The 15105-nt window shown below is 68.5% G+C and carries 10 protein-coding genes; 3 read left to right on the plus strand and 7 right to left on the minus strand.

Annotated elements, in window-relative coordinates; genetic code table 11:
- Nucleotides 1–318 precede the first annotated feature (318 nt).
- From P3L18_RS02420 to P3L18_RS02430, 3 genes are read right to left on the minus strand one after another with little or no spacing between them, the layout of a single operon-like run.
- A complete protein-coding gene (locus P3L18_RS02420; protein ID WP_276113138.1) occupies nucleotides 319–1596 on the minus strand; it encodes a hypothetical protein in 1278 nt (425 codons plus the stop codon).
- Nucleotides 1596–2993, minus strand: a complete 1398-nt coding sequence (locus tag P3L18_RS02425; protein ID WP_276113139.1) for a condensation domain-containing protein — start codon at nucleotides 2991–2993, stop codon at nucleotides 1596–1598. Before P3L18_RS02425 ends, P3L18_RS02420 begins: the two co-directional genes overlap by 1 nt.
- On the minus strand, nucleotides 2990–4456 hold the full coding sequence (locus P3L18_RS02430) for a condensation domain-containing protein (protein ID WP_276113140.1): 1467 nt from the start codon (nucleotides 4454–4456) through the stop codon (nucleotides 2990–2992). Before P3L18_RS02430 ends, P3L18_RS02425 begins: the two co-directional genes overlap by 4 nt.
- 620 nt (nucleotides 4457–5076) lie before the next feature.
- Between P3L18_RS02430 and P3L18_RS02435 the strand changes: the two genes are divergently transcribed.
- The 3 genes from P3L18_RS02435 to P3L18_RS02445 all read left to right on the plus strand — a co-directional run bounded on the left by P3L18_RS02435 (nucleotide 5077) and on the right by P3L18_RS02445 (nucleotide 8827).
- Complete coding sequence (locus P3L18_RS02435) at nucleotides 5077–6048, plus strand: glycosyltransferase family 2 protein (RefSeq protein WP_276113141.1); 972 nt, start codon at nucleotides 5077–5079, stop codon at nucleotides 6046–6048.
- Between the two features lie 74 nt (nucleotides 6049–6122).
- Complete coding sequence (locus P3L18_RS02440; protein ID WP_276113142.1) at nucleotides 6123–7430, plus strand: hypothetical protein; 1308 nt, start codon at nucleotides 6123–6125, stop codon at nucleotides 7428–7430.
- A 23-nt stretch (nucleotides 7431–7453) separates the two neighbouring features.
- Entirely contained in the window at nucleotides 7454–8827 is a 1374-nt protein-coding gene (locus tag P3L18_RS02445; RefSeq protein WP_276113143.1) for a glycosyltransferase, read from the plus strand.
- A 17-nt stretch (nucleotides 8828–8844) separates the two neighbouring features.
- Here the strand turns inward: P3L18_RS02445 and P3L18_RS02450 are convergent, their stop codons facing one another.
- Genes P3L18_RS02450 through P3L18_RS02465 form a run of 4 tightly spaced genes read right to left on the minus strand, consistent with a single transcriptional unit; the run spans nucleotide 8845 to nucleotide 15099 of the window.
- The gene (locus tag P3L18_RS02450) at nucleotides 8845–10164 is read right to left on the minus strand and encodes a hypothetical protein (protein WP_276113144.1); all 1320 of its coding nucleotides are present in this window, start codon (nucleotides 10162–10164) and stop codon (nucleotides 8845–8847) included.
- Between the two features lies 1 nt (nucleotide 10165).
- Nucleotides 10166–11014 carry an ABC transporter permease gene (locus tag P3L18_RS02455; RefSeq protein ID WP_006369512.1) on the minus strand — a complete coding sequence of 283 codons (849 nt, stop codon included), beginning with the start codon at nucleotides 11012–11014 and terminating at the stop codon, nucleotides 10166–10168.
- 23 nt (nucleotides 11015–11037) lie between these two features.
- Nucleotides 11038–12021, minus strand: a complete 984-nt coding sequence (locus tag P3L18_RS02460) for an ATP-binding cassette domain-containing protein (protein WP_276113145.1) — start codon at nucleotides 12019–12021, stop codon at nucleotides 11038–11040.
- Between the two features lie 48 nt (nucleotides 12022–12069).
- Entirely contained in the window at nucleotides 12070–15099 is a 3030-nt protein-coding gene (locus P3L18_RS02465; RefSeq protein ID WP_276113146.1) for a BTAD domain-containing putative transcriptional regulator, read from the minus strand.
- Between the last annotated feature and the right edge of the window lie 6 nt (nucleotides 15100–15105).

Below are 15105 nucleotides of genomic sequence, written 5' to 3' on the forward strand. Positions count from 1 at the left end.
GGGAAGGGCCCGTCCATCGGGTAGGGCGGCCACCGGGTGGGAAGGGCGTCAGCATTTGATCGTCAGGTGGGGGAAGACGCGAGCATTCTTCGATGGCGAGTCGTCTTCCCCCGGATGGTCGAGGTGCGAGCCGCGTGCGGCGAGCCTCGAGACTGCCTGCACCGGAGCTGGATTCGAATCACCGTGGACCGGAAGCCCTTCGGCACAGAAGGTCTCGTCGCTGGCGCTCCTCGACACCTCGACCAACCTCAACCATCGGGGTGGGCGCCATCTGATGGAAAGGGCGCGGAAGTGTGCTCCTGGTTGGAGATGTCTCGATCAGGGTGCGGGCAGGGCGAGCGGTCGCGGCTCCCGCAGTCGGCTGCGGAGCGCGGTCAGCAGGCCGGCGATGACGTGCTCGGCGACCGGGCGAGCCGGGTGGCGCACGCGCAATTCGAGACCGCTGTCGGAGCGGGTGAACCAGAACTGTGCCGTGTCGGTCGACGTCATTGCCGAGATGTGTTGTGCGCCGGGAAGCGCAGGCCCGAACTTGCGATAGTCCAGGTACGACACCATGAAGATGTCCTCGGTGGGCAGATGCGGACGACACTGCGTCAGCACGTGATCGAGAGGTAGGCCGGCCAACTCCGAGGCGTGACGTAACCACGTGGTGGCACTGTTCGGGTCGCCGGCATTCACGACGACCGGGGCGTTGGACACCAGCCACCCGGCCGTGGAATGCCACCCGGATGTCCGAGGTCCCCGGGTGTGTATCGGTATCAGCGTCGCCAGGCGCTCCGGACCACCCACGTCGGCGACCGCGGCGGCCAGTGCCGACAGGATCGTCGCAAACGACGAATCCGGCAGCAAATCAGTGCATTCGGAGTCATCGAGCAACGGAACGACGACAGTTCGTTGTGGTGCGCGGCCGGCACCGAGGCGCAGAGGAAACGCCGGAACGGCACCCTCGGTGAGAGCGAAGAAGTCGTGCCACACCTGCATGAGCCGCGTTGAGTCCGCGTCGTCGCAGCGGTTCGGTGACGACGCTGCGGCAGCGTCGGTCAGACAGCGATCGGCATAGCTGAGTGTCGGACGCCGCGGCGTCGTCGGGTCGATGTAGTACTCGCACAAGCGGCGGAGGACCAGGTCGATGGTGATCGCGTCGGCGTGCGCATGGTCGAACGCGCAGATCACCGTGTCGTCGAGGATTCCGAAGAAGACGCCGGGAACATTGCCGGCACGGCAACGCTGCGTGAGCAAGGACTCCACGAAACCGTGCCACACCCGCCCGACCACCCTGGGGCGGACCTGCAACTGCGTTGCGTCGAAAACGTCTTGCGTCGGGACCACCGACACGGTGAAAGACGCTCGGAGGGCATCATGTTCGCCGAGCAGGCGGGCCACTGCACCCGCGACCCTCGACGGATCGGGATGCGCGTCGGGTAGGGTGACCGTCCCGGCCAGCCATGCCCCGCGACCACTGCGCTGCGCCCGCAGATGATTGCCTTGATTGAAGCCGACGGGAAGCCCGCGGCGAGCGGGCGCGCCGACCCAGGTCACCGACAACTCGGTGAGGGTGCCGGTCAACTCGACCTGATCGATGGCGGTGACCCGCATCAGCCGACCTCCACGGTATCGGCCGCCACGGCGGCGGCGAGAATGTCTCGGAGCGTGCGAAACCAGCGGCTCACCGAGTCGGCGGCCACCGGGTTGTCGGGGCGCTGGGTGGTGATCCGGAGCCCGTCGTCATCGCGGGTGACCCACAACGACGCATTGCCGGTCCGGCCCTCGCCGGTGAAGACGAGGAGATCGGAGGTGGCCGGCGGTGCCGGAAACCACCGGAGATCCAGATAGGTCACCATCTGCGGGCTCGCCACGACGGCAGGGTCGATGGCACCTTCGGCGAGGAGAACACCCAACGCGGCATGGACCGGATCGTCGGCGGCCGTACGAGATCGGGCAAGTGCAGCGGCCGCGTCGTCGAGAACGTCCGCAAGCGTGTCGCCGGTCACCTCGAAGCCGAACGGTGCGAAATTGCAGAACCATCCCTGGGAGCCGGCGTACTCGTCGGCCCGCCTGGTGCTGACAACGGTTGCGGTTGCATACCATTCGGCGCCGGTCACTGCGCGCTGCGCGAGTCCGAGTGCCGCGTAGATCACCGCTGTCATCGAGGTGTGGTGCGCGGTCGCCAGCGCGGCGAGCCGGGCCGTCGTCTCACCGTCGGCGAGGTCATCGCCGTGGATGTACACGGGTTGCGGAATCACACCACCGGCGTCCGAGTCGAGGCCCAGAGGTAGTGGGAAGGCGGGGATGGTTCCGCCCGACCGTCCAAGAACCCGCCGCCATTCGGTCACACCCGGTGATAGCGGCGAGATCTGTGCTGCGCGAGCCGCTTCGGCGGCGACGTGGTCGAGAAAGCTGTCATGGGCATCGGTGACCAGCGGATTGTCGAGCGAACCACGGTAACGGGCGAGGATTTCGGCGATACCGAGAATCTGCGACGCACCATCACCGTAGGCGTGATCGATGCCGTAGTACAGATCGAACGATCCCGGACGCGCCACCGCACCGAACGCGCAGCCCGGCCACGAATCGAACACAGCCGCGTACGGAAGATGTTGTGCCAGAGGCTGATGCGGATCGATCTCGCCGAGTACTGACGCCGTGAACTCCACGTCCGCGACGTCGACGACGTAACGCGTGACCGCTGAATCGTCGAGACGGAACGATGATCGCAGACCCTCGTGGGCACGGACGAACTCCGTGAGCGCCGTGGTCATCCGTTCGGTGTCGAGATCGTCGTGCACGGTGACGACGCTGCAGGTGAAACCGCGGTGCTCGCGACCGGCCTCGCGGTGCCGGAGCGTCGCGGAGATGTGGTCCTGCTGAAGGAAAGACGGACCCACCGGATGTGGCGGGGCGGCGGCCGCTGCAGCGAGCGACCGCTCCGACGGCGCCCAGCACACGACGTGACCGGCGGCGGGTGTCCACTCCCGCGCCGCGCCCAGTCTCATCGCCGCTCCGCTGAGCGCGTCGTCGACACGGTGCGCTCCGTCGGCGCGCCGGCGTCCAGCGCCAGTTCTCCGCGATCGGCGACCTCGAGCAGAACCGCCCGGAACTCGGCGAGCAAGGCATGGATCGATGTCGTGGCGATCTCGTTGTTGGGGAAGCGAAGGGAAATGTTGATTCCCTCATGTGTGCGATTGATCCAGAGGTAGACCTCGTCGAGGTTGTGAATTCGGCTGCGCAGCGCTCGATCCCGATCACCCCAGGAGTCGGCACCCGGCACATGTCGGCCGTCGACGTAGGAAACTGCGAAGCGCGGCGCCTCGGTGATGCCGAGCAGTGACGCGATACGCGGGTGCGGCGCGTGCGCGAGAGCTGCATGCCTGCGCACTCCGTTACTTACCGAAGTCAGCGCAGCACTGAAGGTTTCGGCCCCTTCGAGTGACAAATCGACTGGGACCAGACCGACGTACCAGCCGGCCGCGGCCAACGATTGCGGGTCGGTGCGCGTATGCATCGGCATGACGAACCGAACCGACGAGTCGCCGGTGAGCCGTTGAATCGCCACCGCAAGTGCGGTGAACGCGCCGCCCGACATCGACGCACCGTGATTCTTACAGGCCGCAGCGAAGCCGTTGGTCTCCTGCGCGGTCAGCAGCCACCGGGAAATGCTCGACTGCCATCCCGCGCCGTCGGCCACCGCCCCGGTGGGTTGCGTCGGCAATGGCAGGCGGGGCATCTGTAGCCGGCCGTCATCAGTGGTGAGGAAGGATCGCCACGCCTGCACGGCAGGATGATCGGCGGTCATGGTTTCCGCGGCTTGGAATTCGCGCGCACAGTGGTCGACGTACGAACCGCACGACGGCAGCGCCGGCGCCCGACCCTCGACGAGCGCACGATGGATTTCACGGAACTCCGCGATGAGCAGCAGCTGGGTGTAGGCGTCCATCACCGAGTGATCGGCGGCGACGATGACGGTGACTCCTTTCGCCGCCTCGATCGGGCTGTCGGGCTCGATGGTGACAGCCACGACGTGCGGCCACCGCACGGCGCTCACCTCACGGGCGAAGAAGCGCTCGAGATGCCGGTCGACACCGACACCGGGCGGCGGGGCCTGCTGTACCCGCGCGGAGATCGTCACCGATTCGGCCACCGCAACCACCCGGGCGTGGGTGTCGCCGCGCCGGGTGACGGTGGTTCGGAAGGCGTCGTGCCGAACGATCCATGCGCGCAGCACCGCGGCGAACACCGAGTGGTCGAAGTCGCCGGGTAACCGGAATGCGGTGCCGATCCACGATCCCAGACCGAGGTCGCCGGAGTCCGGCGCCGACTCCGAATTATAGAGATGCGCAGTGTGATTGGGCGACAGCGGTCGATCGTCGGATTGCCAGCGGTCGGGTTCGACCGTCGGGATCCACTCGGTGATCCGGCCCGCAGGGACCGGATAGTCGGCGAGCTCTGTGTACTCCATGACATCCCCCGGGGTGACTAGACGGACGGACGGAAACGGCGTGCGCGCGGTCCCCGTTCCGTGCGTCAACGCCGTTGGGGAGAAAGGCTTCACATCTTCTGCAGCGGTGAACACGCGTCGACAGCACCCGACATCGGGCCGTCGGTGGCATGTGCCGACCGCCATCCCCAACCGCTGACGGTGACACAGGTATGACAGTAGGGCCGCCGCCGCGGGGTGACCAGTGGGGAGAGTGAGACATAGGTGACGTTTCGCCGGGCTTGCCGAATCCGTGGTTAGTGATGCAAAATAGCGGGCTTTCTCGTGATTCCTCACGGCGTACGGAATCCGGTGTGCCGTTGCTCCCCGATATCGACGCGACGGTCAACCGTGGTCGTTTCCATGCGAATTCGCTGATGTGACCCAGAACCCTCTGTATTGCCAGGCTTCCGAACCTGACCTAAGCTCCGCTGGGAAGGACATCACGGGGGTCATGTTCGACGACGGTGGTGATGCTTGTGCTCGCCGATCAACGCTTTCCGGTGTGTTCTCCCGACGTTCATGCGATCCGGCACCGATGCCGGTGGTTCTGCCTCGCCGGCCGGCCATGACGCCGATCGGCTACAACACAAGGGATTACGGTGATCTCAGAGACGACCACCCGCGCGGTTCACGACGGCGCGCACGCCGACCATGCCCTGCCGACGCCGCGCGGTGACGGGCGGATTCTCTTGTCGGTGGTGATCCCGGTGTTCAACGAGGCGGACACCATCGGGACGTGTCTGGACCTGCTCATCGAGCAGATCGACGACATCGCCGAAATCGTTGTGGTCGACAACAATTCGACGGACGCCACGCGTGGGATCGTCGAGGAGCGAATGCTGCGGAGCCGTCGGATCCGGATTGTCGAGGAATCCACACAAGGTCTTGTGCACGCACGGAATGCCGGCATGGACAGCGCGACCGGTGACGTCATCGCCCGCATCGACGCCGACACCCGGATTCCGTCGGGGTGGGCTCAGACCATCGTGGAGTTCTTCGAAGCGGATTCGCAGGGCCACTGGTCGGCGCTGTGCGGCCGGGGCGCCGCCTACGGGTTGCCGTTCGAGGGTTCGATGAGCCGGATCGCCCGGCTGCTCGGGCCCGCGGTACGGCGCCTGCGTCGCGACCGGACGACCGTGCCGGAATCATCCGAACCCCGGGAGATACCCGTCCTCTACGGATCGAACATGGTGGTCCGGCGCGAGGTGTGGCAGGTGATCCGTACCCGCGTGAGCATGCGCCGCGACATCTTCGAAGACGTCGACATGGGTCTGTGTGTGCAGGACATCAATGGGCGCAACGCATTTCTGGCATCGCTGACGGTGGGGGTGTCACCGCGGCGGATGGAAACCGGTGTGTCGGCCTTCGCCGAGTACATGAGTTTCCTGCCGCGGACGCTGCTCCTGCATCGCCGCTACGGGCTGGCTGCGGGTGCCGCGTTGGGCTATCTGCCGCCGGTCATCGTCGTCCATGCCGCGCGTCTGGTTCTGATCCGCGCCTATGACGCCGACGCCGGCACGTTCTCGGTACGCAACCTCCTGCGCCCGACGACCGAGCGCGGCCTGCCATGACGGCGCCGGCCGCGACAACTCCCATTGCGACGGCGCCCACCATGTCGGGTCCTGCGATCACACCGGTTCCGCGGGTGAGCGGGCCGGACGAGGCGTTCCTGCTCGCCGAGGAGAAACTCGGCTATGGCACATCCATCCAATACTGCTGGGTCCTCGACGATGACCCCGGAATCGGTGCCGTCGAACGGTTCGCCGAGCAGCTGAGTCATGGACTGCTCCATCGCAGTGTGGGGCCTCGGCGGGTGCCGGGCGCGCAACGGCGGTGGCTGCGGTCACCTTTTGCGCCGCAAGTGATCTCCGGCGCCCGAATCGATGACGCCGCCATCGGGGTGTGGGCCGACGAGGTCCTGCGGGCTGCCGATCTCCGACCGTCTCGCGGACCGGCGTGGCGACTGCACACCACCACCACGACACGGGATCGCCGCGTCGTGGTGCTCCTGGCCTCGCACCTCGTCGCCGACGGCGAGGCGATCATGCGCGCGATCATCTCGGCCGCCGACGGTGCGGCCGTCGACTTGCCGGACACGCACAGCGCCCTGGGGGCTCGGGCATTTCGTGCCGATCTACGCGACAGCGCGCGCCAGGTTCGGGCAGCGGGACGCTCGGCCCGCGCGGCGGTGCGTTCGGCGCGGCAGAAACGTCGGTCGGCGGTCCCCGCGCCGAAAGCCGGAAACAACTCGGCTGCACCGACCTACGATCCCTACCGCGCGAGCCTGGTCACCGTCGACATCGATCGTGACCGATGGCATAGGTGCGCGAAGGCTCACGGCGGGACCGGCAACACCTTGTACACCGCGGTCACCTGCGGCGTGGTGCACAGGTCGGGAGTCCCTGTCGGAGAACAGCTCCGCGTGAGCGTCGCGGTGAGCAAGCGTGGCGGGCCCGAGGACCAGCGCGCGAATGCCTCGGGCGGGGTGTGGCTCCGGATCGACCCTCGGCACCGTTGGCCCGGCGACCTGGGATACCTTCGGGCACTGAGTCGAGAAGCGTTCGCCGCCTATGCGACGTCGGGTACCGACGTTCCCGACGACCTGCAGGCGCTGGTCCGGGTGATGCCACGCCGTGTTCTGGGTGCCGCGCTGCGCAGTGTTCCGGCACCTGACGTCAGTGTGTCCAACCTCGGGGTGCTCGACGAGAAGGTCCGCGCGATCGGCGGTGTGCCGGCATCGTCGTTCCTGCTGCGGATGCTCGTGCGCGGCCGCGCGGGCCGTGATCTGGTGGTACCGGGCCCGGGTCTGTCGACGTGGATCGTCGAGTACGGCGACCGCATCACCATGACGGTCGCCGGTTTCGTGCCCGAATACCACGGCGACAGTGCACAACTCGCGGCAGTGGTCGGCGACGAGTTGTCCGCCTGGGGTCTCCCGCACAGGTTCTGGTGACATCAGCGGTGATCCACACAACGATGCGTACCGGCGCGCCCGACGCCGCGCACCTGGTCTTTCTGCTCTACGGCAGCCGAGGCGACGTCCAGCCGGGCCTGTGTCTCGCTCTGGAATCGGCACGCCGCGGACACCGTGTCACCGTGGCGGTTCCGCCCAATCTGGTGCCGTTGGCCACCGCGGCCGGGGTCGGGGAGGTGGTGCCGATCGGCGCCGACACCGATCGGCAATGGACCTCGGACGAGGCACTCGACGCCCAACGATCGGCACATCCGTTGCGTCAGGCGAAGTTCGCGATCGACACCGCACGCGCGGGCATCGCGGCGTTCGACGACGCGATGATGACGACATTTCTGGGCGACGATCCCACGATCACCGGCGTCGACGCCCTCATCGCCGCACCGCTGTGTCAGGCCCGAGGGCTGGCCGTGGCCGAGCGACTCGGTGTGCCGCTGACGGTGCTGCGGTATGCACCGATGTCGGAGAACGCCCTGATCGGGCCGGTTCCCGGGGTCACCGACGGGTGGACTTCGCAGTGGACGCGCCGGGCGTGGCGAATTCACGATGGCGCGGTGTGGTCGGTGATGAGGCACGGCGAGAACCGCTTTCGACAACGAGCAGGACTACGCCCCGTTCGCACGTCGTGTGCGCAGCGCCTGAATCTCGCGCAGATCCCCCAGATCCAGGCCTACGATCCGGGCATCGTGCCCGGCCTCGCCGAGCAATGGCGGGCGGGACCGTCGATCAAACCGGTGGTCGGGTTCCTCGATCTGCCCTCCCATGCGCGTGCGACGCTCGACGAAACCTCCGGAGCCGATGCCGATCTGGTGCGGTGGCTCGACGCCGGGGAGCCGCCGTTGTTCGTGGGCTTCGGGTCGATGCCGATCGCCAATCCGGCGGCGACGCGCGCGATGATCGCCACGGCCGCCCGGCGCCACGGCATGAGATGCGTATTCGCCTTCGGTGGTCGGTCGGGGGCGCAGGGTGTTTCCTCGGATTCCGGGGTGTCATCCGACGCCGACGAATCGTCCGATAGCTACGACGTGGCCGCGGTGAATCATTCATGGCTGCTGCCGCGGTGTTCTGCAGTGGTGCATCACGGGGGCGCCGGAACCACCGCAGCCGGTCTGCGTGCCGGCATCCCGGCGATCGTGTACTCGTTCACCGCCGAACAGCCGTTCTGGGCCGGCCGGATCGCCGACCTCGGGCTGGGCACCGGGCGGCGCTTCACCCGGCTCACCGCCGAGACGATGTTCGACGACCTGACGGTTGCGCGCAGCGAGTCCGTCCGCACCGCCGCAGCCACATTCGCGGCGACGATGATCAGTTCGGATCGTGCGGTGCGCACCGCCGCCGACATCGTCGACGCGCGCCTGCTGCAGGGAGTTGCCGGATAACCGCGGTCTGCGGGCGGTCAGGCACCCCAGAGGGTGGCAGGCAACCGCCACCGCTCGAGTTCCTCGGCGACGAGACCGCTCAGTGTCGGCTCGTCGGGTACCCGTATGGGATCGAGAGCGGTCAGACACAGGGTGACCACACCGGCACTGCGCGACGACCAACCACTGATACCACCGTCCATGCGGCGCAACGCTTCCGTGGTGGCGCCCAGCGTCATCGACCGCATGGCGACGGGTCCGGGTCGGCCGAAGCCGAGGCCGGCGAAGGCGCCGCCCAGTGTTCCGAGGTTCGACGCGAGGCACAGCGGCGCCCGGGCATCGGTGGCCAGACGCCGAACTATGGTGTCGCCGAGCGGTTGCGCGATCCGCCCGAGGAGTTCGAGCGCCCCCGGCTCGTCGGAGACCGCGGCGAACGCGGCCTTGCTCGCCGCACGTAGCGGGCGCAGATCGCGGCGTCGTGCGGCGCTCAACCGATAGAGTGCGGTGGCGCCGGTGGTGGCGTTCGCCCGACGATCACCGGGCGTTCGCGTCGAGACCGGTAGCCCGATCGGGATCTCGTCGCCGTCGGCAACCCGGCCGGTGGCTTCGAGGACGCCGATCACCAGCGCGGTGAACAGCGTGTTGGCGGTCCCGCCGACAGCGGTTGCAGCAGAGTCGAACTCGGACTCGTCGACGGTGACCACCACCGAAGGGCTCGGCGACGGAACACCCGGCTGTCCGATCGCGGGCACCGGCTCGACCGGCGGTGCCGGCGGACGGGTGAGGGTCGCGGGCCGCGACATCAAAAGCCTTCGGGCGGCGTCGGCGGCACACAGCAGGGTCCGGGCGCCCTCCCGAACCGTGTCACCGACGCCGGCCCGGGCGTCGGTCACGTCGAAGGTCTCACCGGCCACGGCCTCCTCGACGCCGGTGATCACCGCACCGCCGTCGGCGATGACGTGTGAATTCACCCACGACACCGCGGTTTCGCCGGTGTCGTCGACGTACACGGCGGTCAGCCGCCATGCCGGGCCCACCACGGCATCCACACCGACCTCGGCCTGCCGCCGGGCCCACGCCGGTATCTCGTGCGCCGCGATCGCCTTCTCGCAGAACCTGTGGGCACCGGCGGCTCGGGTGTGAATCCACCTGTCGCGCTGCGGAAACGGTGTCCGATCCACCAGTCGGGCCAGGCGCCCGCAGCTCAGCGTCCGGCCGAGCGCCGCGAACTCACCGGGGTCGATGCGGCCCGGCAGGCGCCAGATGGCCTGGTTGACAACGGGTACGCCGAGGGCATGTTCCATGCGGAGGAACAGGTCGTCGTCGACGGTGAGGCGTTCGGGTCGGTCCGGTGACACATCACGCCTGACGGAGATAGGCGCGCACGGTGATCGGTGCGACGACGACGATGATGGCGACCGCACCGATGAGTGTCCAGCCCACGTGCGCGGTGACCTGCCCGTCGTTGATCAGCGAGCGGAGCGAGGACACGAGATGTGAGATCGGATTGACGTCGGCGAGCGTGCGCATCCAGCTGGGCATCGTGGTCACCGGCACGAAGATGTTGGAGGTGAACGTGAGCGGCATGAGTACCAGCATCGACACCCCCTGTACTGCAGAGGCTTTCGACATGAGCACTCCCATCAGCGCGAAGATCCAGCTGATCGCGAAGGCCGCGAAGAGGGTCAGGATGATGCCGGCGATGGTGCCGAGCACACTCGACGGCCGGTACCCGAGGATCATGCCGACGCCGATCGACATGACCGCGGCGATGAGGTAGCGCACGACGTCGGCGATCAATGAGCCGGCGAGCGGGGCGATACGCGCGATGGGCAGGGAGATGAAGCGGTCGAAGACCCCGCGGTCCATGTCCTCGCGCAGTTGCACGCCGGTGACCACCGACGCGGTGATCGCCACCGAGACCAGCACGCCCGGCACCAGCTGGGGCAGATAGGCATCCACGCTGCCGGCGATGGCGCCCCCGAAGATGTTGGCGAACATCACGGTGAACACGATCGGGATGACGATCACGTCGAACAGTTGTTGCGGAGTGTGCTTGAGCCGCAACAGGCCTCGGCGCGCCATGGTGATGGTGTCCCGAATGGCCTTGCCGATACCGATGTGGTCGACGGGGGTGCCCAGGTGCAGTCCTGGGGTGGGGATTTCGGTGGCGGCGCTCAATTGGCCACCTCCGGTGGCGGCGCTCAATTGGCCACCTCCGGTGGCGGCGCTCATGCGGCCACCTCCCTGGACGGTCCGGCGGTGAGGGAGAAGAACACGTCGTCGAGGCTGGGTCGTCGCACCGAGACCTCCCCGACACCGATGCCCGCGCCGTCGAGCGCAACGACCGCACGAGCCGCGGCAGACGGATCGGTGATCGCGGCGATGAGCTGTCCGTTCTCGGGGGTGGTGGTCACCGCCGTGTCGAGAGCGATGCGCAGCACCTCGCGCGCCTCGGAGAGGTGTACCGGGTCGACGGTGACCTCCAACGAGCGGTCGCCGACCCGATCCTTGAGGGTGTCGGCGTCTCCGGAGGCGATGACGCGGCCCTTGTCGATGACGACCAGGGAATCCGAGAGCTGGTCGGCCTCATCGAGATACTGCGTGGTGAGCAGGACGGTACTACCCTGCGCGACCAGGTCGCGGACACTGGACCAGACCTGGGTGCGGGTGGTCGGGTCGAGTCCGGTGGTCGGCTCGTCGAGGAACAGCAGTGCCGGGGTACGGATCATCGATGCCGCGAGATCGATCCGGCGCCGCATACCGCCGGAGAATCCGCTGACGGGACGCCGCGCGGCGGCACTGAGCCCGAACCGGTCGATGAGATCGGTGGCGCGCGTGCGTGCGGCCCGGCCGCTGTATCCCAGCAACCGCGCGAACAACTCGAGGTTCTCCGTGGCGGTGAGATCCTCGTCGACCGAGGCGTATTGGCCGGTGAGTGAGATGAGCGACCGCACCGCGGTGGCGTCGGCGGCCACATCCCGGCCGAAGATCGTCGCGCGTCCGGCGTCGGGGCGGATCAGGGTCGCGAGCATGCGCACGGTGGTCGTCTTGCCTGCGCCGTTGGGGCCCAGGACGCCCAGGATGGTTCCGCGCGGCACGGTGAACGACACGTCGTCGACCGCGACGACGCCACCGAAGGTCTTGCGCAGGTGGTCGGCGTGGATCGCGGTGTCGGGAAGCGTGTCGGCGTGGTGGGTGCTGTCGGCGAGCATGGTGTCGACCCTGCCCGACGCCGCTTTCATTTCGCTTTCACGCACCCCTCAGCGCAGGACGGTGAGCAGCGCGGTGCGCCGTGAGCGTGGGCCGTCGCCGAGATCGATGACGGAGAAGTCGCGCCGGTAGCGGGCGCCCCGAGCGGCAGCGGCGAGGGCATCGGAGGACACCCGGTCGGTGACGAGGGCCACCGCGGCCGCCGCGGCGCCCAAGGCCGGCAGATTGGTGGCCGGCGCTGCGGCCAAGTGCGACAACGAGACCCGCAGCGACTCGGCGGCCAGGCGTGCGGCGACGACCTCGCCGGTCCGCTGCAGGATCACCGCGCGCACACCGTGCAGATAGGCACAGTGGGCATCGGTGGGCGGCCCGACGATCTCGATGGCGCGTTCGGCGGATCGGCGGGCTCCCGACGGGTCGTCGGCGACCAGCAGATCGGCGAGCGCGGCGTGGGCGGTCGCGACGAACGCTTTCGGCGAGTCACCGGAATCGCGCAGACAGGTCTCGAGCAACTCGACCGCGACATCCGGTGCGGAGACCGACAAGGCGACCGCCTGATGAACCCGGGTGCGGGAACTCTCCTCCTGAAAGCCCAGGGCGGCATGGTCATCCGCGGCGCGAGCGAACAGCGTTGCGGCACCCGCACGGTCGCCGAGGAGCAGGTGGCCGCGGCCGAGACGGTGCCGTGCCGCGGCGGTCAACCACGGATGCCCGGCGCGTTCGGCGGCGACGACCGCCCGCAGCGCCGACCGCCGGGACATCGACGGCGCAGCAGCGAACTCGGCGACGTCGGAACGCGCGATCTCCGCGACGGCGGCCACCACCGGGTTCGGAGACCGCGATGCCCGCGCGAGGACGTGCGCGAGCCGTCGGGGCGAGCCGCTGACGGCCTCGACCAGCGGGGCGAGGTGCTCGGGGGGCGCGTGCCGCCGAGCCGTCCGGCGCAATGCGGCACGGGCCCGGCCGGCTGCCCGATACCTGCCGAGAGCAATGAGATAGCCGGTGGCGCAGAGGAGTCCGGGAATCTCGGCCGAGTTGCCGCAGTCGGGGTTGCCGCAGTCGGGGTCGCCGCAGTCGGGGTCGCCGCAGCCCGCGACGGCTGCCTCGGCGAGGTCGCCGAGGTTCGGGTGTCCGCCGGTGCGCACCACCCGCCACAGGGTGATCGGCAGCAGCCGGGCGGGCGCCCCGGGGTCCGCCGGGTCGGGGTCGCCGACGGCGGAGTCGAGGATCGCGAGCACCGCGTCGGTGGTCTCGTCGAGCCGCGCGAAGGCCTTGATGATGTCGGTGCCCAACAGTGCTCCCGCGACGTCGGTCACGAGTCTGCTCGCCCAGTCGACCTTCTCGCGACGCAGTGCGGCCTCGCGCGCCGGATCGGCAGCGGTGCGGGCTCGCGCGAATTCCCGGACCGTCTCGGTGAGTCGATACCGGGTCGCCCCGTCGGGATGGTCGACCACGACGGCGAGCGAATGATTGCAGACCTCGGCCAGTGATCGCTCGGTCACCTCGGTGAACATCAGGGCGTCGTCGAGGCGGACATCACCGGGAAGCGAGGCGAGTACCTCCAGCGTGCGCTGTGCACTGTCGGGCAACAATTCCCAACTCGTCGAGACGATCTCGGACAAGGAGCGTCGGTGTCCGCCGCCGGTCGGGGTGAGGAGTTCGAAACGGGAATCGACACGATCGAGGAGGTCGCGCGGCGACAGGTGCCGCAACTGTGCGGCCGCGAGTTCGATGGCCAGCGGTGAACCGTCCAGGCGTGTGCACAGCTCGCCGAACACCGCGACGTCGGTCGGTATCCCCGGTCGTAGTGCGCGAATCCGCCGCTCGAACAGTGTGGCGCCACGCTCGGGTGTCAACGGCGATACCGTGAGGACCCTCTCATCGACCAGGCCGAGTCCGATGCGGCTGGTGGCCACGATGGTGAGATCGCTACGTCGGGAACGGATGTCGTTGATCAGATCGACAACGAAGTCGATTAGATGCTCGCAGCCGTCGAGCACGATCACCGCGCCGGCGGCGGCCAGGTGTGCCAGGGCGGCGCCGGCAATGCCGGCGGCGGACGCCGAAGAAGCGGTTGGTGCAGCAGCGGTGCCCTGCTCGGGCAGCGCACCGCGGCCGAGCGCCGCCGCCACCGCCGCACGCACGTCATCGGGGGCACGCGCGGCGGACAGATCCACGAAGACATTCATCGGGGCATGGACGGCGATGTACTCGGTGATCAAACGCGTCTTGCCGATCCCGCCGGGACCCAGCACCGTCACCACCGACGACTCACGCAGCGCCACAGCCAACTGCGTCATCATCTCGGCATCGGCGAGGTACTCGTCGGAGGGGGGTGGGGGAGTCCGTGGCAGCGGTGCGTAGGTGAGCGCGGCGCTGTGGGCCGCCGCCAGTTCGGGTCCGGGGTCGGCGCCGAGTGATTCGGTGAGCCCGGCGACGATCCGGGCGTGGATCTGCAAGGCGGCGTTGGGGTCTCCGGCGGCAAGGAGGGCCCGCATGTGTACCGCGGCGAGATGCTCGTCGAGTGGTCGGCGCTCGCGCGCAGTCGCCAACTCGGTGGCCACGATCTGCGGTTCGGTGCGCAACCGGTGGCGCCAGTCAGCCTCCTGCAGTGCACGATATGCGCGTTCGGTGCGCGCGGCGAGCCGTTCGCGCAGTTCGCCGTCCGGGAGGTCGGTGCCCGGCTCGCCACGCCAATTCTGCAGCTCGGCAGCGTATCCGGTGTCGGATGACTGTGTTGACCGTGAGAGAGCCTCGGCGAGGGTGAGATCCGACACCGGTCCGTCGACGACGAGGCGATATCCCGCCGCCGACCCGGCAATCGTCCCGGCGCCGAGAATCCTTCGGAGACGCGAAATCTGGGTCTGGACCGCCCCGTTCGGGTTCTGGGGAGGCCGGTCCGGCCAGGCGTCGGCGACGAGCGCGTCGATGCCGACGGGTCGCGGGTGAGACAGGACGAGTGACACCAGCAGGCTGCGCGCCCGCCCCGAGGTGACCGGCGTCGGCTCGCCCGCGGTGGTGAACACGCAGACCGGCCCCAGGACACCGATCCGCGGGTGGGTCCGGGGTGCCTCGGTCACGATGTC

Source organism: Gordonia sp. N1V, from assembly GCF_029269935.1.
GTDB classification, from domain to species: Bacteria; Actinomycetota; Actinomycetes; order Mycobacteriales; family Mycobacteriaceae; genus Gordonia; species Gordonia polyisoprenivorans.